The 21795-nt window shown below is 69.2% G+C and carries 18 protein-coding genes; 5 read left to right on the top strand and 13 right to left on the bottom strand.

What is annotated here, in order from left to right; all coding sequences use genetic code 11:
• Positions 1 to 141 precede the first annotated feature (141 nt).
• The 6 genes from LTV02_RS33105 to LTV02_RS33080 form a co-directional block, all read right to left on the bottom strand.
• Positions 142 to 540, bottom strand: a complete 399-nt coding sequence (locus tag LTV02_RS33105; RefSeq protein ID WP_157762751.1) for a heat shock protein transcriptional repressor HspR — start codon at positions 538 to 540, stop codon at positions 142 to 144.
• Positions 540 to 1715 (bottom strand): molecular chaperone DnaJ, encoded by a 1176-nt coding sequence (dnaJ, locus tag LTV02_RS33100; RefSeq protein WP_067722331.1) that lies wholly within the window; start codon positions 1713 to 1715, stop codon positions 540 to 542. Before dnaJ ends, LTV02_RS33105 begins: the two co-directional genes overlap by 1 nt.
• Positions 1716 to 1763: 48 nt before the next feature.
• Positions 1764 to 2372 (bottom strand): nucleotide exchange factor GrpE, encoded by a 609-nt coding sequence (grpE, locus tag LTV02_RS33095; RefSeq protein ID WP_067722329.1) that lies wholly within the window; start codon positions 2370 to 2372, stop codon positions 1764 to 1766.
• Positions 2369 to 4207 carry a molecular chaperone DnaK gene (dnaK, locus tag LTV02_RS33090; protein WP_067722328.1) on the bottom strand — a complete coding sequence of 613 codons (1839 nt, stop codon included), beginning with the start codon at positions 4205 to 4207 and terminating at the stop codon, positions 2369 to 2371. The genes grpE and dnaK overlap by 4 nt, the downstream gene beginning before the upstream one ends.
• Before the next feature lie 235 nt (positions 4208 to 4442).
• Positions 4443 to 5216, bottom strand: coding sequence for a DUF1707 SHOCT-like domain-containing protein (locus LTV02_RS33085; RefSeq protein ID WP_233035574.1), 774 nt, complete (start codon positions 5214 to 5216; stop codon positions 4443 to 4445).
• An 8-nt stretch (positions 5217 to 5224) separates the two neighbouring features.
• Positions 5225 to 6316 carry a DUF1707 SHOCT-like domain-containing protein gene (locus LTV02_RS33080; RefSeq protein WP_233035573.1) on the bottom strand — a complete coding sequence of 364 codons (1092 nt, stop codon included), beginning with the start codon at positions 6314 to 6316 and terminating at the stop codon, positions 5225 to 5227.
• Between the two features lie 149 nt (positions 6317 to 6465).
• Between LTV02_RS33080 and LTV02_RS33075 the strand changes: the two genes are divergently transcribed.
• Complete coding sequence (locus LTV02_RS33075) at positions 6466 to 6939, top strand: hypothetical protein (protein ID WP_067722326.1); 474 nt, start codon at positions 6466 to 6468, stop codon at positions 6937 to 6939.
• Between the two features lie 37 nt (positions 6940 to 6976).
• The gene (locus LTV02_RS33070; RefSeq protein ID WP_233035572.1) at positions 6977 to 7459 is read left to right on the top strand and encodes a hypothetical protein; all 483 of its coding nucleotides are present in this window, start codon (positions 6977 to 6979) and stop codon (positions 7457 to 7459) included.
• Between the two features lie 58 nt (positions 7460 to 7517).
• Here the strand turns inward: LTV02_RS33070 and LTV02_RS33065 are convergent, their stop codons facing one another.
• Positions 7518 to 8162 carry an HhH-GDP family DNA glycosylase gene (locus tag LTV02_RS33065; RefSeq protein ID WP_233035571.1) on the bottom strand — a complete coding sequence of 215 codons (645 nt, stop codon included), beginning with the start codon at positions 8160 to 8162 and terminating at the stop codon, positions 7518 to 7520.
• Between the two features lie 162 nt (positions 8163 to 8324).
• Between LTV02_RS33065 and LTV02_RS33060 the strand changes: the two genes are divergently transcribed.
• A complete protein-coding gene (locus LTV02_RS33060; protein ID WP_067722324.1) occupies positions 8325 to 9218 on the top strand; it encodes an LLM class flavin-dependent oxidoreductase in 894 nt (297 codons plus the stop codon).
• 12 nt (positions 9219 to 9230) lie between these two features.
• On the opposite strand, the gene LTV02_RS33055 is transcribed toward LTV02_RS33060, so the two are convergent.
• From LTV02_RS33055 to LTV02_RS33045, 3 genes are all read right to left on the bottom strand, one after another.
• Positions 9231 to 10094: an RNA polymerase sigma factor gene (locus LTV02_RS33055; RefSeq protein ID WP_233035570.1), complete on the bottom strand. Its 864-nt coding sequence runs from the start codon at positions 10092 to 10094 to the stop codon at positions 9231 to 9233.
• A gap of 130 nt (positions 10095 to 10224) precedes the next feature.
• The gene (locus tag LTV02_RS33050) at positions 10225 to 11088 is read right to left on the bottom strand and encodes a haloalkane dehalogenase (protein WP_233035569.1); all 864 of its coding nucleotides are present in this window, start codon (positions 11086 to 11088) and stop codon (positions 10225 to 10227) included.
• 72 nt (positions 11089 to 11160) lie between these two features.
• The gene (locus LTV02_RS33045; RefSeq protein ID WP_233035568.1) at positions 11161 to 11670 is read right to left on the bottom strand and encodes a MarR family winged helix-turn-helix transcriptional regulator; all 510 of its coding nucleotides are present in this window, start codon (positions 11668 to 11670) and stop codon (positions 11161 to 11163) included.
• 110 nt (positions 11671 to 11780) lie between these two features.
• On the opposite strand from LTV02_RS33045, the gene LTV02_RS33040 reads away from it, so the two are divergent.
• Positions 11781 to 13457, top strand: a complete 1677-nt coding sequence (locus LTV02_RS33040; protein ID WP_233035567.1) for an MFS transporter — start codon at positions 11781 to 11783, stop codon at positions 13455 to 13457.
• A 225-nt stretch (positions 13458 to 13682) separates the two neighbouring features.
• Positions 13683 to 14843: a zinc-binding dehydrogenase gene (locus LTV02_RS33035; RefSeq protein ID WP_233035566.1), complete on the top strand. Its 1161-nt coding sequence runs from the start codon at positions 13683 to 13685 to the stop codon at positions 14841 to 14843.
• Positions 14844 to 14860: 17 nt separating this feature from the next.
• Here the strand turns inward: LTV02_RS33035 and LTV02_RS33030 are convergent, their stop codons facing one another.
• The 3 genes from LTV02_RS33030 to LTV02_RS39380 form a co-directional block, all read right to left on the bottom strand.
• Positions 14861 to 16495, bottom strand: coding sequence for a dynamin family protein (locus tag LTV02_RS33030; protein ID WP_233041800.1), 1635 nt, complete (start codon positions 16493 to 16495; stop codon positions 14861 to 14863).
• A 577-nt stretch (positions 16496 to 17072) separates the two neighbouring features.
• Entirely contained in the window at positions 17073 to 18950 is a 1878-nt protein-coding gene (locus tag LTV02_RS33025) for a dynamin family protein (RefSeq protein WP_408639293.1), read from the bottom strand.
• Positions 18951 to 19334: 384 nt separating this feature from the next.
• A complete protein-coding gene (locus LTV02_RS39380; RefSeq protein WP_269821577.1) occupies positions 19335 to 21737 on the bottom strand; it encodes an IniB N-terminal domain-containing protein in 2403 nt (800 codons plus the stop codon).
• Between the last annotated feature and the right edge of the window lie 58 nt (positions 21738 to 21795).

Raw genomic sequence — 21795 nt, 5'->3', positions numbered from 1 at the left:
ACCGATAAAGACACCGCGCCACAGGCGAAAATTACCTCGAACCAGCATATTTCACGCAAATCATCCGCGCGCCCGACTTCCCCCGCGAACGACGCAGGCGGCGACCCGGATTCGGATCGCCGCCTGCGCCGGAGCCGTGAACTACTGTTGCCGACGCCGGTTCCGGGGCTGCCAGACCACGAGCGCGGTGCTGCGCGCCGGCGGGGTCAGGTCCGGCCGGTAGCCCGACCGCAGCCTGTCCACCTCCGCACTCAGCTCCGAGACCCGCTGCTGCAGCTCCTCGACCTGGTTGGTGAGTTCGATGATCCGTTTGATGCCGGCCAGATTGACGCCCTCGTCCTGGGACAGGCGCTGCACCTCGCGGAGCAGCTCCACATCCCGATCCGAATAGCGGCGGCCGCCACCCGAAGTGCGTTGCGGCGACACCAGACCCAAGCGGTCATAGGTGCGCAGCGTCTGGGCGTGCATGCCCGCCAGCTGCGCCGCCACCGAGATCAGGAAGTACTGCGCCTCGGTGCTCTTCTTCGGATCGGAACTCATCACGCACCTGCCCATCCCGCGCGCGGGTCGAAACCACTGGTCTTCTCGGCCTCCGCGTACCGCCGCAGCGCCTCGGTGGCATTGTCGTCCAGCTTCTGCGGGACCGCGACCTTCACGGTGACGAGCAGATCGCCCGCGCCGCCGCCGCGCTTGGGCACGCCGCGGCCGCGCACCCGCAGGGTCCGGCCGTCCGCGGTGCCCGGGGGCACCTTGACGCCGACGCGGCCCTCCAGGGTCGGCACCGAAACCGTTGTGCCCAGCACCAGTTCGGCATAGCTGACCGGCAGCACCAGGGTCAGATCGTCGCCATTGCGGCCGAAGACCTTGTCCTGGCTGACATGCACGGTGACGTACAGGTCACCGGGCGGTGCGCCGCGCAGGCCCGCTTCACCCTGACCGGCCAGCCGGATCCGCTGCCCGTCGCGCACCCCCGGGGGAATGCGCACGGTGATGGTGCGGGTCCGGTTCTGGATGCCGGAGCCCCGGCAGTCCGGGCACGGATCGTCGATGATGGAGCCGGTGCCCCGGCAGTCCTCGCACGGCTCGCTGAAGCCGAACGCGCCCTGATTGCGGCTGACCACGCCGGAACCGTTGCAGTGCGGGCAGACCCGCGGGCTGGTCCCGGGCTTGGCGCCGCTGCCGTGGCAGGTGGTGCAGGCCGCGGGACTGGTCATCCGCAATGGCACCGTCACGCCCTGGGCGGCCTCGCGGAAGCCCAGGGTCGTCTCGGTCTCCACATCGCTGCCGCGGCGCGGCCGCGACGAGGTGCGGGTGCCACCCCGGTTGAACAGGCCGCCCAGGATATCGCCGAGCCCACCGTCGGCGGCGCCGCCGGCGCCGGCGCCGAAGATATCCCCGATATTGAAATCGCCGGAGAACCCGCCGGGCTGGCCGTAGCCCGCACCGGGGGTGAAGCCGCCGCGGCCGAAACCGCCGCCCGCGAACAGCTTTCGTGCTTCGTCGTACTCCTTGCGCTTCTCCGGATCCGACAGCACGGCATTCGCCTCGCTGACGGCCTTGAACCGCTCCTCGGCCTTGGCGTCACCCGGGTTCTTGTCCGGGTGCAGGTCGCGGGCCAGTTTGCGGTAGGCCTTCTTGATCTCGTCCTGGGTGGCGCCGGAGGAAACACCCAGATCCTTGTAGAAGTCCTTCTCCAGCCACTCCCGATTCACCAGGCATCTCCTCCTTTCTCTGTAGTCCGCGCGGGTAGCGCGAGTGGGTTGTTAATCAGTGCCAGCGGCATCGGTGCCAGCGTTCGTCGTATCCGGCTGCGCCGCAGCCGAATCCGCCACACCGTCGGTGACGCCGACGAGCGCGTGCCGCAGCACCCGGTCGCCGAAGCGGTAGCCCTTGCGCATCACCATGCCGATCACCGGATCGGCGCCGCTGCCCTCGTGCTGCACGGCCTCGTGCAGGGTCGGATCGAAAGGATCGCCCTCCGAACCGAATTCCTCGAGGCCCTGCTTCTGCAGTGCGGTGACCAGCTTGTCCGCGACCGACTTGAGCGGTCCGGCTTCCAGGTCACCGTGGGCGCGAGCGCGATCCAAATCGTCCAGCACGCCGAGCAATTCGCCGACCACCTGCGCCTTGGCGGTGTCGATGGTGGCCTTGCGGTCCCGTTCGACACGGCGGCGGTAGTTGGCGTACTCGGCCGTCAACCGCTGGAGATCGGCGGTGCGCTCGGCCAATTCGGCGCTGATGGTGTCGGCGAGCACGTCCTCGCCGAACTCCGAACCTTCGGGCCCGAGGGCCGCGGCGGAGTCCTCCGCCGCGGCCTCGTACACCTCACCCGTGGCCGGATCGACCGTTTGTTCCGGGTTCTGGTTCGTCACTTCTTCTCAGGCTCCTCGACGACCTCGGCATCGACCACGGTGTCATCGGCGTCGGGCGCGGCCTGACCGTTGCCCTGCGCCGCCTGCTCCGCACCGGCCGCCTCGTAGATGGCCTGGCCCAGCGCCTGCGACTCGGTCGCCAGCTTCTCCACGGCGGTCTTGATGGCCGCGGTGTCGGTGCCCTTGAGCGCCTCGTTCGCCTCGGCGATGGCCGCTTCGACCTTCTCCTTGACGTCGGCCGGGACCTTGTCCTCGTTGTCCTTGATGAACTTCTCGGTCTGGTGCACCAGCGACTCGGCCTGGTTGCGGGTCTCGGCCTCCTCGCGGCGGGCCTTGTCCTCGGCGGCGTGCGCCTCGGCGTCCTTCACCATGCGGTCGATCTCCTCCTTGGACAGGCCGGAGCCGTCCTGGATCTTGATCGACTTCTCCTGGTTGGTGCCCTTGTCCTTGGCCGTCACGTGCACGATGCCGTTGGCGTCGATGTCGAAGGTGACCTCGATCTGCGGCACGCCACGCGGGGCCGGCGGGATGCCGGTCAGCTCGAAGGAGCCCAGCAGCTTGTTGTGCGAAGCGATTTCGCGCTCACCCTGGAAGACCTGGATCTGCACCGACGGCTGGTTGTCGTCGGCCGTGGTGAAGGTCTCCGACCGCTTGGTCGGAATGGTGGTGTTGCGCTCGATCAGCTTGGTCATCACGCCGCCCTTGGTCTCGATGCCCAGCGACAGCGGGGTGACATCGAGCAGCAGGACGTCCTTGACCTCACCCTTGAGCACGCCGGCCTGCAGGGCGGCGCCGACGGCGACGACCTCGTCCGGGTTCACGCCCTTGTTCGGCTCCCGGCCGCCGGTCAGCTCCTTGACCAGCTCGGAGACGGCGGGCATACGGGTCGAGCCACCGACGAGCACGACGTGGTCGATCTCGCCGACGGAGATGCCGGCGTCCTTGATGACCGACTGGAACGGCTTGCGGGTGCGGTCCAGCAGATCGGAGGTGATCTTCTGGAACTCGGCGCGGGTCAGCTGCTCGTCGAGGAACAGCGGGTTCTTGTCCGCGTCGACCGTGATGTAGGGCAGGTTGATCGAGGTCGACTGCGAGGACGACAGTTCGATCTTGGCCTTCTCGGCGGCCTCGCGCAGGCGCTGCATGGCCATCTTGTCCTTGGTCAGGTCGATGCCCGAGGACGCCTTGAACTTGTCGACCAGCCAGGACACGATGCGCTCGTCCCAGTCGTCGCCACCGAGGTGGTTGTCACCGGAGGTCGCGCGGACCTCGACGACGCCGTCGCCGATATCCAGCAGCGAGACGTCGAAGGTGCCGCCACCGAGGTCGAACACCAGGATGGACTGTTCCTTGTCGCCCTTGTCCAGGCCGTACGCCAGCGCGGCCGCGGTGGGCTCGTTGACGATGCGGAGCACGTTCAGGCCCGCGATCTGGCCGGCTTCCTTGGTGGCCTGGCGCTGCGCGTCCTCGAAGTAGGCCGGGACGGTGATGACCGCGTCGGTGATCTCCTCACCGAGGAAGGCCTCGGCGTCGCGCTTCAGCTTCATCAGCGTGCGCGCGGAGATCTCCTGCGGGGTGTACTTCTTGCCATCGATCTCGACCGACCAGTCCTCGCCCATGTGGCGCTTGACGGACTTGATGGTGCGGTCGACGTTGGTGACGGCCTGGTTCTTGGCGGGCTGCCCGACGAGCACCTCACCGTTCTTCGCGAACGCGACGATCGACGGGGTGGTCCGCGATCCTTCCGAGTTGGCGACGACGACCGGCTCTCCGCCTTCGAGAATGGCGATAACCGAGTTCGTGGTTCCGAGGTCGATACCGACCGCACGAGCCATGGTTGTTCCTCCTAGTTGTACGTACCTGCTTGTCATGCGCTGGACCCGCCCCTGAGCACTCACGGCGCACGGTCCACAGCAACACTGAGCGTGGTCGGCTCAATCCTGCCTCCGGATCTCCTCCGGCGCAACTTTAACTTGAGTCCGAGCCACTCAACCTTGTCGAACAGCTGCAACAGGTGGTGCAGGTCGTGGTATTCCCGGGCGCGGAAAAATTCTTTCGCTCAGGTTCGGGTCAGCCCTCGGCGGGGTAGACCATCAGCGGCTCGCCGGACAGGGTGGCTTTGAAGTACCCCGAACGATCGCCCTTGCCCGCGTAGACGCTGACCGCCGGATCCTCGCCCGCCTTGTGCTCGAGGATCAGATACTTGGCCGCGCCGTCGGGGACGTGGACCGTCTCGCCCGCGCCGGCGAGCAAGCGCGCCAGCTTCGGCAGATCGATCTGGGACATGTCGATCGGTTCGGTGCCGGACGAGCGCGAGGCATCGCCGTAGGAGCTGAATCCGCCCTTGTCGTAGCGGTATCGGTCGTTGCGGTCGTTGTCGCCGCCGCGCCGGGTGACCAGGACGTACTGCGGATAGAGGGTCACCTCGTCGGCCAGGGTGTCGCCGAAATGCTCCCGGTAGGCGGCCACGAAACTGGCGACGCCCTGCCCGGTCGTGGCATCCGGGATCGGCGGGCGCAACGGGTCGGCATTGGAGATGCAGCCGCCCATAGCGCCCGCGATCACCGCGACGGCGAGCGCGGCCGCACCGAACTGCCAGCGCCGCAGGTCGTTTCGCCGCTGCGGGCGCAACAGGGGCTTGTGCACCAGATTCCGGGGGATCTGCAGATCGCCGATGAGGGCGTCGAGATCACCGAAGGTGCGGGCGTCCATGGCGGCGGCGGTGCGCTCGGCATGCTCGGCCGCGGTCAATTCCCCGGTGTCGCGGGCATTGTCGAGCAGCGCGCAGGCGTCCACGCGATCGGCGTCGCGGACCCGCATGCCCTGATTCCTGATGTCGGCCATGTCGGGTCCTATCCCTTGAAGGGGTAACTGCGCAGGATCGCGCCCGCCGGAGACGCTTCGAGAAAGCCGCTCTCACCGGCCGGATTGCTCACGTACACGCTGACGACGGACTGCATGGCGGTATCGCGACCGGTCCGCACCGCCTCCGTCTCGAAGCCGACATGGCTGATGGTTCCGCCCTGCACGCGCAGGGTCGCAGGCGCGTCGGCGAGCAGTTTGCTCAGCGCGGCGACGTCGACGGCGGCCAGATCGAAAGTGGGCTCATCGGTTTTGCGCGTGACGGGCGCGGAGTCCGGATCGAACCCGCCCCGATAGTCGTAGCGCACCTGACGATTCGGCTGCCCGGCGACCGGGCGGGTCACGATGGCGTACTTGTCGTACAGGTTCAGCTTGTCCACCAGCGTGTCGCCGAACTTGGCCCGGTACTGCTCGATGAACAGCGAAATCCCCTCCGCCGTATGCAGATTCGGCGTTTTGATGACGAGCGGCTGCACCGGCCCGGATTCGGCGACGGCCACTCCCGAAGGCGCGTCGCCGGACCGATGCACCGCCGCGAACCCGCCCGCGAAGGCCAGCGCACAGACGGCGAGCGCCGCGACCCTATAGAGCGGCCCGCGATACGACCTCGGCGGCCGGGCCTCGGCGGGCGCGTCCACGGGTCGCTGCAGATCATCGGTGAGTTCACCCAGATCCCCCAGCGTCTTTGCCTCCGAAGCGAGTTCGGTGAGCGTCCGATGGTCATCGGCGGTCAGCTGCCCATCGGCCAGCGCCGCGTCCAGCAGCACCGCGGTCGCCGCCCGATCCGAATCCCGCGCCCGAGTCCCCTTCGGATACCCGCCCCGCATCTTCTTGACCGGCGGCACCGTGACCCCCGCCCCGCCCTTGCCCGGCTGCAGATCCTCGACCAGCCGCGCCAGCTCACCCACCGTCCTGGCCCGCTGCGCCCGCTCCGACCGCCGGTGATACTCGTCGTTCTCCAGCTGCCCCTCTTCGTACGCGGCATCGAGCCGAGCCCGCGCATTCACCCGATCGAGGTCCCGGGCCCGCATCCGCCCGGCCGCCGCCGACCACTCCGGCGTTCCGGACGTTCTTCCACTCACACCCCGGATCGTAGATCCCCCCGCCCACCCGCGCCCACCAGTCGATCGAACCGATATCCCCTGGTCACCCGGTACCGCGAGATCAGCCCCGACCCGAGCCATGAGAGAATTCGCCAGAAGTTTGCCACCGATCCGGAAACGCCACCCTGATGAAACTGATCTCCCTCGCCGCAGCCGCCACGGCCGCCGGCGCCCTCGCCCTTGCCGGAACCGGCACCGCCTCCGCCGCGGAACTGCCACCGACCGCCACCCCCTACGGCACCGAGGGTCGCGCCCTGCTCGGAGCCTGCGGCGTGCAATACCGCATGTGGGTGGACCACAACCCGGAGCGCCCCGGAACGGTGACGCTCAATCTGCAGGGCCTGAACACCTACGGCCCGGGCGAGAACACCCCGGGCGGCTGCGACGCCTTCGTGAACTACTACTGGTTCAACGTGAACAATCCGCTCGCGAGCAGCCTGTGGCTGTACAACTACGCGCCCGTGCACGCCACGAAGAACGGCGGCGCCATCACCTCCGTCGAGCTGCCGACCGGATCCGGCACGGTCGCGATCGTCGCGAACGGCACCAATCAGGTCCTCGCCGTGGAGCAGTTCCTCTCCGCGTCCTATGTGGTCCCGTAATCGCCTCTCCCCCAGCCCTTTGCAACGGAAGATCCGAATGAAGCTCCTCCCCCTGGCCGGCGCGAGCGCCGCCGCCGTCGCCCTGCTCATCGCCGGCACCGGCACCGCGAATGCCTACACCCTCGAACCGACCGGCGAATCCAGCGGCTCGCAGCGGGAGGGCAATGCGGTCGTCGGGATCTGTGGCGTGCACTACCGGATCGCGGTCGACTACAACCCGGAAAACCCGGGCCACGTGACCCTTCAGCTCCAGCCGACCAATAGTTTCGGCCCGGGCGCGGACATTCCCGGCGGTTGCGACGGCTGGGTGGACGTGCGGTTCACCAACTACGACAACCTGCCGGCCAGCCGCTGGTGGCCCTACCAGTTCTCGCAGGTGCACGCCGACCGCAACGGCGGCCCGACGACCTCGGTCGACCTCCCGACCGGTTCCGGCCGGGTGTTCGTGACGGTCGTCGGGACCAATCACTGGTTAGTACCCGAAGGTTCGGTCTACGGCGCGTTCTACCAGGTGCCCTAGCCCTTGGGTTGCGCACTCCCACAGGGAGATTCCGGTCGGAATTCCCCGGCGAGAGCGATCAGGAGGTGGCGGCGCGTATTTCGGTGACGAGGTCCCGATCCAGGGTGACCCGGACCAGGGCGGCCGCCAGGTCGGCGTCGCGGTCGGGGGGCGCCAGCGCGGACAGGGCGGCCGGGTCGGTCGGCAGACCGATCTCGGCAGCGCCTTTGCGGGCGCGTTCGTCGAAATGCGGGCGGACCCAGGTCCAGGTGTCCTGGACTTCGCGCAGGAAGATGTCGACGCCGACCGGGCCGATGCCCTGGAATTGCCGGAGCAGGTCGGCCAGGCGGCAGGGGCTTTCCTGCGCTTCGGCGGCCAGTTCGCGGAGGTCGCCGTGATAGCGGTCGAGTAGCAGACAGGCATTGGCGCCCAGCCGGGTTGCGGTGGATTCGTCGTAGCGGCGGTAGCGGGCGCGGCCCAGGGCGTCCACCAGTTCCTGCCAGTCGGCGTCGGCCACGCGTTGCGGGGTGCGATAGCCGGTGGTGACGAGTTCACGGGCGGCCGCCACCGCGATATCGGCGGAGATGCGGGCGCCGAGCAGTTCGGTGAGCATCAGCAGTTGATAGAGGGGCGCGGGTTTGTCGGCCAGGTGAATCCCGGCTTCGGCGGCATAGCTGGTTCCCGCGCGATCCAGCAATGCGTGCACCGTCTGTTGTCGCTCCATGCGGCACCTGCCCTTCGGACAGCGGGCGAATACCCGCTGCGCGGGCTTCCACACCGGGCGCCGCGCCCCGGACACGCCACGTCCGAAATGCCGGGTATTTCCGGAGCGGCAGAGCAAGATCGGCAGCGTCTGCTTCGCGGGTTTCCCAGGTGAGGAGGCACGGTGCAAGCTCGGTTCGGAATCTCCATCCCACCCGTCGCGGCCGCGCTGCCGGACGTGCTCGACATGACCCGCGCCGCCGAGGACGAGGGCCTGGACCTGGTCGCCATCCAGGACCACCCGTACAACGCGGAATTCGCCGACACCTTCGCCGTGATCGGGGCCTGCCTGGCCGCCACCAGCCGCATCAGCGTGTATCCGGGCGTGGCGAATCTGCCGCTGCGTACCCCGGCCATGCTCGGCAAGCAGGCCGCCACCTTCGACCTGCTCAGCAATGGCCGCTTCGAACTCGGAATAGGTTCGGGCGCATTCGAGAGCGGCGTGGTCGCCATGGGCGGCCCGGCGCGTAAGGGGCGAGCGGCGCTGCTGGCGCTGGCCGAGGGAATCGCGATCATTCGCGCGGAATGGCGTACGGGACAACTGGTTTCGGTGCAGGGCACCGAATACACCGTGCAGGGCATCGAGGGCGGCCCCGCGCCCGCGCACCGGATCGGCATCTGGGTGGGGGCGATGGGCCCGCACGCGCTGGACCTGATCGGTTCGGCCGCCGACGGCTGGGTGGCCCCGCTGCCCAACTGGATGCCGTGGGAGGAATGGCGTCCCGCGAACCTGCGCATCGACGCCGCCGCCCGCGCGGTCGGCCGCGATCCGCGCTCGATCACCCGGCTGGCGGCGCTGCCCGGCGCGATCAGCGACCGTGCTCTGCACCCGCATCCGACCGGATCGGATCCCATCCACGGCTCACCGGACGAATGGGCGAGCATCATCGAAGGCCTGGCCCGCAATGTCGGCTTCGATACCTTCGTCTACTGGCCGCCCGGCTTCGACGTCGACCAGGTGCAGCGTTTCGCGCGGTACGTGGTGCCCGCGGCCCGGGAACGCCTGCGGGAGAGCTGAATTCGCGGGAACTCAGTCCAGCAGCGGAAACCGGCCCGAACCCAGGATCCCGGCGATGGCGTCCATTTTCGCCTGCGGGGCAGCGTAATCCGGATGCGCGCCGATGACGGCCGCCACATCGTGCAGTCGCGCCATCTGCGATTCCGCCTCCTGCACCGTGCGCCCGCCCGGCGTGATCGGATGCTCGGCGAAAGCGGGCCGGCGCGGATCCACCCGCCCCAGCTCCAGCGCCTTACCGACCCGGCGCGGGCATTTGCAGAACGCCGCCGGATTCGCCACCCCGCAGGTGCTGGTCAGAAAGTTCCCGAGCCGTTTCTTGGCCCGCTCCAACCGTTTCCGGTACGCGACGGCCGTGGTGCCCGAGATGTACGCGCCCTCGGCGGAACTCAATTCGAAGACATCCGAGAGCACGAACGCGACCCGTTCCTCCCGCGCCAGGCACTGCAACATGGCCTGGCTGCAATTCAATCGCACCTCGTGGACCAGCAGCGTCGACTCCGGTCCCCGGTAATCCTCTTCGGCGAGACCGTCTTTCAGCCCCTCGCTGTACTGATCGAGGGAGAGCTGCGCCGCCTCCTGCGGCGTCTTGCGCTTCAGATTCAGCAGATAGTTCACGCCGATCCGATACGCCCAGGTCAGCAGTTTCGCCTCACCCCGCCAGGTATCGAGTTTGCCGACCACCCGCAGCAGGATCTCCTGACAGGCGTCCTCGGCGTCGGCCGGCCGCCACACCATGCGCAGCGCGAGCCGGTAGATCGGATCCTGCAACTGCCGCACGATCTCCCCGACCGCCGTCCGATCCCCCGCGACGGCCCGGGTCACCAGTTCCCGCTCGGCCTCGTCCGGCCCCTGCCCCGCTTCCGGCTCGCTATCCACCTCGTGTTCCCTTCCCGGAGCATCGCCCTGGTGAAAAGGGATCGCGGGGCGAGTGGCTCGCCCCGCGATCAGCCCTGCCACGGCGCCTCCGAGATTACCGGCACCGTGCGGCCGCCGGAACCGCCGTGCTTCAGGCGGCGGTCAGCAGCCCGTGCCGCTGGATCCACTCCGCCACCGCCTTGCCGATGGCATCGGGCTGGTCCTCCGGGCAGTGGTGCCCGGCGGGGCCGATATCACCGATCTCGACCGAGGCGAAAGTCTTTGCCGCCCAGTCGATCGCCTCGGGGGAGCCGAGACCGACGCCGTGTTCGACGGCCAGCACCAGCTTGGGCACCTCCGGGCTCTGGGCCATCCAGCGTCCGTAGTTCTCGATCAGCGCGACCACGTCGGCGGGTTCGCCGTCGAGGGGGAATTCGCGCGGCCACACCAGCATCGGCTTACGGGATTCCGGGGTGGGGTACGGCTTGCGGTACTCCTCCAGGGCTTCCAGCGACAGGCTGCGGGTGGAGGCGGGGAGGTTGAATTCGATGAACATATTCTTCTCCAGCACCATCTCCTCGCCTTCGGGAGAACGGAAGCGGCGGAACAGTTCCGCGCCGGTGGGCGGCATTTCGCTCCAGGCCAGCGGCCGCAGGAAGGTCTCCATGACGGCGATGCCGCGCACCCGTCCGGGATGCCGGGCCGCCCAGTGCATGGCGAGCGCGCCGCCCCAGTCGTGGCCGACCAGGATCACCTGATCCAGGCCCAGGGCCTCGAACCAGGCATCCAGGTAGCGGGCGTGATCGACGAGGCGGTAGTCGCTGTCCGGTTGGCCGGAGGCGCCCATGCCGATGAGATCCGGTGCCAGCGCGCGGGTTTCGCCACTCACGTACGGAATGACATTGCGCCAGATGTAGGAGGAGGTGGGGTTGCCGTGCAGGAACACCACCGGGATGTCGCCGCTGCCGGTGTCGGTGTAGTTGATGAACGAGTCGAGAATGTCGATGGTGGCCATGGTTTCGGTCCTTCCGGGTGTTTTGCCTTCACCTGGTTGGACACGGGATTCCGGCCGCTGTGACCGGCGGGCTCAGTGAGCCGCGTCACACCCCGGGGCGTTGTTCGCGTCCGCCAATCCTGGGTGGATGCCCGGGGTCAGGCCATTGCCGACGGCGACCCGCTGCAGCATGGCGATCAGCACGGGACGCTCCTGCGGCGTCAGCGCGGACAGCATCTCGGTATCGAGGCCGAGTGCGACCGCCGCCGCGCGGGCGATCATCTCGCGTCCGGCGGGCAGCAGGTGGACGGCGTGCGCCCGCCGGTCGACCGGATGCCGGCGGCGTTCCACCAGTTCGCGCTTCTCCAGATCGTCTACCAGCCCGACCATCACATTGCGATGGATGCCCAGCGCCTCGCACAGCTGCTGCTGCGACTGCCCGTCATTGGCCTCGAGGATGCGCAGCGTGCCGTACTGCGGCGGCCGCAGGCCGAGCGGCGCGAGCAGTTCCGCGAACCGATACGCGGAGTGGGATCCCAACTGCCCCAACAGGAATGCGGGACTGCGAAACAGCGGCGGGTACTGGGGATCGGCAGCGGTCACCTCCCCAGGGTACAGCAATGCATCAATTGTGATTGCTCACTTGATTGATAATCACTTCAGGTGCATAGTTTGAGGAGTCTCACCCTCCTCCGACTCGAAGAGAGCTCGCCGTGGACACCGAAACCCCACCCCTCGACCCCCGCCGCTGGATCGCCTTCGCGGTCGTCCTCGCCGCGGGCTTCATGGATCTGCTCGACGTCACCATCGTCAATGTGGCGGTGCCGAGCATTCAGAACGACCTGCAAGCCCAGTACTCGCAGATCGAATGGATCATCGCCGCCTACGTGCTGTCCTTCGCCGCGGTACTCATCACCGGCGGCCGGCTCGGCGACATCTACGGGCGCAAACGCCTGTTCCTGCTCGGCATGACCGGGTTCACCCTCGCCTCGGCGGCCTGCGGGCTGGCGACCGATCCGGCCATGCTCATCGGATCCCGGTTCGTGCAGGGCGCCATGGCCGGCCTGATGGTGCCGCAGATCCTCGCCATCATTCGCGTCACCTTCCCCAAACATGAACGCGCCAAAGCCATCGCCATCTACAGCGGTGTCGGCGGTTCGGCCTCCGCGGTCGGGCTGTCGCTGGGCGGGCTGCTGGTGCAATGGGATCTGTTCGGGCTGGGCTGGCGGCCCATCTTCCTGGTCAATATCCCGGTCGGCATCGCGGCGCTGATCGCGGCGTCGATCGTCATGCGCGATTCGCGATCCGCGCACGCGCCGAAGCTGGACATCGTGGGCATGGTGCTGGCCGTGTCCGGCGTGCTGCTGCTGGTCTACCCGCTCACCGAAGGCCGCCGGCTGGATTGGCCCGCTTGGACTTTCGTCATGATCGCGGCGGCGTTCGCGGTGTTCGCGGCCTTCCTCGCCTACGAACGGCGGCGGGCGCGCACGACCGGCTCACCGCTGATCGACCTGGAGCTGTTCCGGTCCCGGCCGTTCACCGTCGGACTGTCCGCGTGGCTGCTGTTCTGGATCGCGTTCGGCGGGTTCTTCCTGATCTGGACGCTGTTCATGCAGGCGGGGCTGGGCTGGTCGCCCATGCGCGCCGGGCTCACCTCGGTGTTCTTCGCGGTCGGCGCGGGCATCGGGGCCGGGGTGTCGGTGAGCGCGCTGGCGCCGAAATTCGGCAAATGGGTGCTGATGATCGGCACGCTGATCACCGCGGCCGGGTTCGGGCTGTACGGGTGGATGGCGACGCACTACACGTCCGATTTCGCCTCCTGGCAGATGGTGTTGCCGCTGATCGTGACCGGGGTCGGGTTCGGGATCGTGGTCGCGCCGACCATCGACATGCTGCTCGGGCAGATTCCGGATCGGGAAGCGGGTTCGGCGTCGGGGCTGCTCAATACCGGGCAGCAGCTGGGTATGGCGCTGGGCGTGGCATTGGTCGGGATTCTGTTCTTCACGCAGCTGGATCAGGATTCGGCGCGCGGGGTGGATGCGGTGACGGCGCAGACGCGCACGGAACTGGCTGCTACCGGGCTGCCCGCGTCGGCGCAGGACGAGATCCTGGCCGGGTTCCGGGCCTGCGTGCAGGATCGGTCGGCGGAGGTCGATCCGTCCGTCGTGCCCGCCAGCTGCCGGACCGGAGGCGGGGATTCGGCTGTGGCCGAGACGCTTTCGCGGGCTGGGATGGATGCGAACGCGGTCAACTTCTCGCACACGTTCAATTACACGTTGTGGTGGGGGATCGCGTTGATGGGGATGGTGTGTGTCGGGTTCCTGCTGCTGCCGGGGAATGTGCGGTTGGAGCAGCACGAGGTCTTGGAAGACGATCTGGTCGGGGTCTGACCGCTCGGCTTCCGAAGTGCCGGCAGCTGACACTCGGCTTCGAGATGCCGACACGGCTTCGATGCGACGAGGGCCGGTCTCCACGTTCGGTGGAGACCGGCCCTCCGCCGCGGCCGACACGCCGTATGGCTCGGGGTGCGCGAACTTGCTTCCGGAGGGCCGTTTTCCCACCGGGCGGGCGGGGGCGCGGAAGAATCGGGGGCACCGTCGTACGAGGGAGTCGAGATGCGCGCAGCCGTATGTAGCAAGGGCGAGTTCCGGATCGAGGAGTTGCCCACGCCCCAGCCCGGCCCCGGCCAGCTGCTGGTCGACGTATTGCGCTGCGGCATCTGCGGTTCCGACCTGCACGCGCGCGTGCACTGCGACGCCCTCGCCGACCTGGCCGCCGCCACCGGATACCAGCACTTCATGCGCTCGGATCAGAACGTGGTGATGGGGCACGAATTCGTCGGCGAGGTAGTGGAATACGGACCCAAGACGCGCCGCCGCTGGAAGCCCGGCACCCGCGTGGTCGCCCTGCCCATCGTCCGGCAGGGCCGGGAACCGCACCTGACCGGACTGTCGGCGGCCGCGTCCGGCGGATACGCGGAACAGGTGCTGGTGCAGGAAGCGATGACCTTCGAGGTACCCAACGGCCTGTCCGCCGACCACGCCGCGCTGACCGAGCCGATGGCGGTGGCCTGGCATGCCGTCCGGCGGGGGCGGGTGAACAAGAACCGCACCGCGTTCGTTATCGGTTGCGGGCCCATAGGTCTCGCCGTCATCAGCATGCTCAAAGCCGCGGGCGTGCGGACGGTCGTGGCCAGCGACTTCTCACCCCGCCGGCGCGAACTGGCGGCGCGCTGCGGGGCGGATCACGTGGTCGACCCGGGCGTCGACTCGCCCTGGGAAGCCGCACCACGCCAGGCCCGCATCACCGGGGCGACCGACATCCTCAACCTCGGATTCGACGCCATGGAACGCCTGCGCCGGATTCCGGGGGTGCCGTGGTGGTATCTCTTCCGGGCCGCCCACACCTTCGACCAGGGGCCGAGCGGACCGGCCATCTTCGAATGCGTAGGCGTACCCGGCATTCTCGACCAGATCCTCACGGCCGCTCCGCCCCTGTCCCGGGTCATCGTGGTCGGCGTGTGCATGCAGGCCGACAGCATTCATCCGGCGGTGGCGATCAACAAGGAAATCGATCTGCGGTTCGTATTCGGTTACGACCCGGGCGAATTCCGCGACACGCTGCACATGATCGCCGACGGCAAGGTGGACCCGGCACCACTGCTGACGGGCACGGTCGGACTGGACGGCATCGACGCCGCCTTCACCGCCCTGGCTAGCCCCGAACAGCACGCCAAAATCCTGGTGGACCCGCGCAGCACCGCGACCAGCGTGTAGGGCAGCGTCCGGACCGTTCAGCCGCGTCGCACCCTGACGAAAGGGGTTGTCGGCGGTTCGTGCAGGACCTCGAGCAGGCCCTCGGCGCTGCGCACGGCGGTGAGGCAGGCATTGGCGGTGAACTGATCGGCGAGCGGATGGCGAGCGCGGGCGCGCCACTTGTTGACGGCGGCCAGCGCTTCCTCCCGCTGGGTGGCGAGATCGGTGTGCGCGGACAAGCCCAGGCGCAGATGCGAGGCGACTCCGGAACCGCCGACCAACCGGTGCAGTTCGGCGAGATCCGCTGCGGGCAAAGGCAATTCCTCGGAACGTAGATGCCCGAGCAAGCGCAGTTCGGCGAACCCGTGCACGTCGGCGAGCAGCGTCCGCACCCTGGGCAGCAGCGCATCCGCGGCCGTACCGGGATTCGCGATCAGTATCCGCGCCAGCGCGGTCAGCGCCGAATGCGCCTTCAACTCCTCCGCCCGCTGCGCGAACTGCACATCCAGCACGGTCCGCAATTCGTCGAGCCCGCTGCGCCGCCCCAATTCGGCAGCAAGGGAAGCGGAGTCACGCACCCCGAGCCGAATCAGCGTGACGGCCAGCCGAATCCCGAACATCCCGAACCGCTCCGCCAGCTGCACCCGCAATTCCCCCGGCACCGGCAACGGCAGCTCCGCCCGCCCGAACCGATCCGCCGACAACAGCGCCACCCCGAGTTCCTCCACCGGCACCGTGGCCAACGCCTCGAACGCCGCGAACTCCCGCTGCCGCAAGGTGGCCGCCGCGAACGCCAGCAACCCCGCCACCGGAATCACCGACTGACACAACCCCGTCCGCTCCAACTCCCCCGCGAACCGCGCGGCCACCTCCCGCGCCGAATGCAGAGCATCGATCCGCCCCGCCCCGATCTCATCGGCCCGCGACACCACCCCGATCACCCCGAGCGGCCCACCGAACCCCGAAACCCCACCGCCAGTTCCAGCGCCACCCGCAGGGCCGCCCGGCCCACCGAATCCCGAAACCCCGCTGCCGCCGACGTTGATGCGTTCGAGGAAGTCGATATCGGCGGCGTCGAGGCGGCGCAGTAGATAGACGACTGCGTCGGCGTTGGGTAGCGGCGCGTCGGATTCGCCCGGTGTGAGCAGTTGGGAGGTGCGGGCCGATACGTCGCGGGAGAGCGAGGAGATGCCCGGGGTGTCGATGATCGTGGTGCGCGCCAATTCGGACGACGGCCATTCCACTTCGAGATGGTCGACGGCGCGCGGGGCGGCGGCATTCCAGCGCAGTGCCGACAGATCGAAGGTGAGACCGGCGGCCGAGGCCTCGGCGGTCCGACCGCGCCGCACCACCACATCGGCACGGGCCCCATCGGCCGAATACGCGGTCACCCGCGGCGACGCGCCGTCGCGATACCAGGTGACGAGCCGCGTGCACTCGGTCGCGTCGGTGGGTGCGATGTCCTGTCCGACAAGCGCATTCAACAGCGTCGACTTACCCGCCTTGAGCTGCCCCGCCAACGCCACCCGCAGCGGTTCGTCCAAACGCCGCGCACATTCGTCGAGCTGCGCGCGCACCCGCGGACGATCACCCAGCGCGCGCCGCGCCGCCGCCGCCAACCCGCGAGTCTCCGGCACCAGCCCGTATCCGGCCTCTCCCACGCCACCGCTCATCGGCTCCCGCTTCCCGAGCACGCCTCACCTCCACGCATCGCATGGCATTCGCGCGCACCCTACGCGGCGTTAGCAGAACCCGCACCACATCACCCACCCACCGCCGCCGTTGCCCCCGCGAGGTGCGCCCACTCGCCACCCGCGCTCACTCGCCACCCGCGCCCGCTCGCCACCCCACGCGCCCAGTCGTCATCCCGTACGCCCGGTCGTCCCGCGCGCGTGGTCGTCGTCCCACCCACCCGAGTCGCAGTCCCGGGCACCCGCTCGCCCCGCGTCGCCGTCCTGCACGCCCAGTCGCCCCCGCGCCCACTCGCCTAGTCGTCAGCCCGCGCCCGGTCGTCACGTGCGTGGTCGAAGTCCCGCGCACCCGCTCGTCGCCCCCGCGCGCCTAGTCGTCATCCCACGCCCGGTCGTCACGTGCGTGGTCGAAGTCCCGCGCACCCGCTCGTCGCCCCCGCGCACCTAGTCGTCATCCCACGCCCGGTCGTCCCGCGCGCGTGGTCGAAGTCCCGCGCACGCGCTCGTCGCCACCCCGCGCGGTCGTCGCCCCGGCGGGCTCGTGCCGGAGCCTCGCCGGTCACGTCTCCGTGGCGGGCGGCAGAGCCGACTGCCGCTGTGCCGTCACGGCGGGCCGGGCAGCGGGCGGGAGGAGGGCGTCGGCGTGGCGGCGGAGTTCGGCGACCGCGTGGAGGCGGCGTTCGAGTTCGGCGGCGCGTTCGGCGCGGCGGGCCGATTCGAGATTGGCGGCTTCCTGGGCGGCGCGCAGGGATTCGTCGAGGGAACGCAGGGTGCGGTCGGCGATGGCGGTGAAATGGTCGCGCAGCAGGCGGTGGATGCGGTGCAGGCGGTCCTTCGTTTCCTTGCCGGTGTGGAAGGCGACATCGTCGAGGTAGCGGCGCACGGCGGTTTTGGCGTCGGCGCGGCGTTTCAGCAGCCGCGCCTGCTTGTCGTCGCGGAAGGCCTTGCCGCCCAGCAGGACTCCCGCGCCCAGTGACAGCGGATTGATCAACGCCATGCCCGCCATGGTGCCGACCAGGCCGGCCATCACCACGCCGCCGTAGGAACCGCGCACGCCGACCAGCACCTTGTGCCCGAAACCCAGATCGGGTTCCAGGTCGGCGAGGGTGCAGGAGCCGGTGCGGGAAGCACCGGAATCCAAGCCCGCCCGCACATCCGGCAACTCCAGGTCGAGCTCGCTGAAATGCCCGCCCACCCGTTCGGCCAGCCGCACCGCCCGGGTGCGCGTCCACAGCAGGTTGTCCCCGACCGCAGTGCCGACGGTCGCGGTCAGCCATTCGTCCATGCTGTCCCAATGCCGGCCCGGATCATGCTCGTCGATCCACTCCTCGGCTTCCTTCGCGATATTCCGCAATCGATTCCGCAGGTCATGATCGACATCCCCCGCCAGATCAGTCACCCCGTCCCCCAGCGTCTGCTGCCACGCGGACGTACTCCGCTGCAACCGCTCCGCAGAAGCCTTGGCGGCCCGCAATTCCCGGATCGCCGCCGCACCCCGCTCCGGATCCCGCAACGCCACCAGCTCACTGCCCAGGGTCAACGCCAAATGCTCTGCCGCCGAACCGATATCGACCGCCACCGCCCGCGTCAGCGCCGACCGCTCCGGACCCACCACCTGCTCTCGCAGGAACCCGAACACCGCCCCGAACCCCGACTCGCGCCCCAGCTGTTCATCCTGCAATCGCATGGCATGCGCCCGCAGCACCGCCGACACCGGCAGCATCGGCGCATCGATCCCCGCCCGCGCCAAATGCTCCCGATTCGCCTCGAACACCTGCCGCCAATACGGATACAGATCCACCTTGGTCGACACCACCGCCACCGCCGGGCACAACTCCCGCACCTGCCGCAGGAAATCCACCTCCGGCGCGGTCAACTCGGTCGAAGCATCACTCAACACCAGCACCGCATCGGCCCCCGGCACACTCCCCAAAACCCCAGCCGCCCCGCCCTTCCCATACCCGCCCCACCCCGGCGTATCCACCACCACGACCCCATCCCCCAGCAGCCGATTGGGCACCTCCACCGCCAACCGCAAAACCCGCCGCCCCCGCGCAGCCCCCGCCCAGCTCCCCATCGCACCGATCGCCTCGAACGCCACCGGAACCTCCACCGGCGCCCCACCCTCACCCTCCACCACCAACCGCGCCCCCGCCTCCGCCCCATACGCCAACTGCGTCACCACCGTGGTCGTGACGTCATCCCCCACCGCACAAACATCCGCATTGATCAGCGCATTGACGAACTGACTCTTCCCCTGATTCCCCAACCCCGCCACCACGATCCGCCGCCGCGGATCCCGAACCCGCCCCGCCAACCCCTCCAACCGCCCCACCAAATCCCCCCGCCCCGCACCCCGCGCCACCCCCACGGCCTCCTCCAACAACCCCAGCAAAGGCCGCCCAGCCTCGATCCCGCTCACCGCGCGACACCTCATTCCTCATCCGATAGCAGCGATTTCATTACCTAGATCCACACCCGTCAGGACTGCGCCCGCCCAGTCACGCCGAGCCCGCCCGGAAAACCGGGCTGCCACGAAACACCAGGGCGCCCTGGAGCACCACGCCCACTCCGGACCGCGATGCCTGCGCTTGGAGCAACAGGCCCGCCACGGAATACCCGGCCGCCACGGAGCACCAGCCTGTCCTGGAGCAACAGACCCGCCGGTGGCACAAGCCCGCCCCGGAACCCTCGGCTCATGCCGGAACACGAGTCCGGCGCGCCGGAGCTCGCACCGCACCGTCCCGGCTCGCCGCCGGGCCCCCGAGATCCCGTTCCGTGAACGGGATCTCGGCAACGCGCCCGAGTACGGCCGCAGCCGTCAGGAATGCAGCATGTCGCCGATGATGTCACCGCCGACCTGCGCATCCGCACCACCGACCCCGTGCACCCCACCGTCCCCGAACAACCCCGACTCCATCCCGCTCCCCTGCACCCCGGCCCCGAACGCATGCGAAACATCCACCGAAGCCCAAGGATTCAAACCCCCCGAAAGCCCCGCATCCACCGCACCCCCACCATGCGCCCCAACCGCCACCCCGTCCCCGGCCGATACCCCCGCCACAGCATTCCCAACCCCGGTAAGCCCGCTCCCCAGGATGCCCCCGGCCTGCGCCCCGAGATCCGTGCCGACCCCAGCCACAGCTCCGGCATTTCCGCCAAGTCCCGCCCCGAGATCCGCACCAGCATGTGTACCGGCACCGACAACCGAATCGATGCCCGCACCGAGATTCCCACCGGCCTGCGCGCCCGCATCGACCCCACTCGAAAGCCCCGCCTCCAACCCGGTACCGAGCTGGCCGCCCGCACCATTCACGACCCCGACCGCCCCGGAAAGCCCCCCATCCAAACCACTTCCGAGGTCCGCGCCCAGTCCACCAGCCGCATGCGTTCCAGCGTCGACCACGCCGCCGAGGCCACCGCTCAGCCCGGTGCCGAGGTTCGCACCCGCTCCAGCAGCAGCATTACCCGCAGCCTGCACACCGAGGTCCGTTGCGGCGTCGACCACTCCGCCGAGACCAGCTGCGACACCGGCATGTCCGGCGAGCTCGGCACCAGCCTGGGTGGCGGCGTTCACGCCTGCGCCGAGACCTGCGCCCGCCTGCGCACCGAGGCCGGTTGCAGCATCGACTCCACCGTTGAGCCCCAAGCCCAGTCCACCGACTGCGTGCGTGCCCGCGTCGACCACACCGCCGAGTTCACCGTTCAGGCCGGTACCGAGGTTCGTGGCCGCCGAACCGGCCGTGTGCACGGCTGTGCCGGCAACGCCAAGCCCGGCACCGATGTTCGCACCGGCCTGCGTTCCGGCGCCGACAACCGCATCGAGGCCCGTCCCGGCCTGTGCTCCCGCATCGGCCACCGCATCGAGGCCGGTCGAAAGCCCTGCCTCGAGGCCGGTTCCGAGGTGGGTGCCCGCACCGAGCACGCCGGAGAGTCCGGCATCCAAGCCACTTCCGAGGTTCGCGCCTGCTCCGGCGACCGCATTGCCCGCAGCGGCGAGGCCCGCATTCGCGCCCGCTGCGGCCTGCGCACCGAGACCCGCTGCGACGCCGACATTTCCGGCGAGCTCGGCACCTACCTGGGTGACGGCGTTTGCTTCCGCGCCGAGGTTCGCACCTGCATGGGTGCCACCGACTGCATTGAGAACAGTGGATACACCGGCTTCGATACCGGTCCCGAGGTGTGCGCCTGCGCCTGTGGCGGCTCCGGCTACGCCGGTGAGCGCGGCGTCCAAACCGCTGCCGAGGGTTGTGCCGACTCCGGCGGCGGCATCGGCCAGGCCACCGAGATCCGCTGCGACGCCGACATTTCCGGCAAGTTCGGCACCGGCTTGGGTGGCGGCGGCCACGGCGGTGTGCAGGCCTGCGCCGAGATTCACCCCTGTATGAGTGCCGGCGACCGCATCGAGAACTGTGGACACGCCGGCTTCGACGCCGGTTCCGAGGGTGGCGCTCGCGGTTGCGGCGGTTCCGGTTACACCGGAGAGGGCGGCGTCCACGCCGCCGCCGAGGGTCGCGCCGACTCCTGCGGCGGCGTCGGCTGCGGCGGTCAGGCCGGCTTGCAGCCCGGTGCCCAAGGTCATGGCGGCATCGGAGGCTGCGGTGAGGCCGCCTTGAATTCCGGTGCCGAGGGTCGCAGCAACGCTGGTTGCGCCGGTGAGACCGGCTTCCAGGCCGGTGCCGAGGGTGGCGGCGACGCCGGTCACTCCGGTCAGGCCAGCTTGGAGTTCGGTGGTCAGGTTGGTGGCGGCGTCGAGGGCGGTGGTCAGGTTGGTGGCTGCGCCGGTTATTGCGCCGATGCCGGTGGAGAGGCCGAGGTCGAGGTTGGCGGCGGCTTCGGTGCCGAGGTGGAGGTCGGGGGTGGTTACGGCGCCGGTGGTGAGGGCGGCGCCGGTGGTGGCGGCGGCGGTTGTGGTGCCGGTCACGGCGGTGGCACCGGTCACGGCGGTGGAGCCGTTGACGCTGGTGGCTCCGTTGAGGGCGCTGGAGCCGTTGAGGGTCGCGGCTGCGGTGTGGCCGGCGGCGATGATGGCGGAGAGTTGCGAACCGCCGGCTACCAGGGCGGATTCGGCGACCATGGGGGCCACGGCGGCGATGTCTTCGGGGGTGACGGCGTCGAGGCCGGCGGCGGTGAGGGCTTGGCCGGGGTTGGTGCAGTAGGCGACGGCGGCTTCGTGGTCACGCAGCAGGTTGAGGATGAACTCGAGAATTGCGTTGGGGCTCATGACAACTCGTTCCCTATCTGGGGCGGGCCCCGGTGACCCGCGCTGCTCCAATTGCCTT

This window comes from Nocardia yamanashiensis, from assembly GCF_021183565.1.
GTDB lineage: Bacteria > Actinomycetota > Actinomycetes > Mycobacteriales > Mycobacteriaceae > Nocardia > Nocardia yamanashiensis.
Note: the sequence above shows the minus strand (reverse complement) of the source record. Positions and strands in the feature narration are given on the sequence as shown.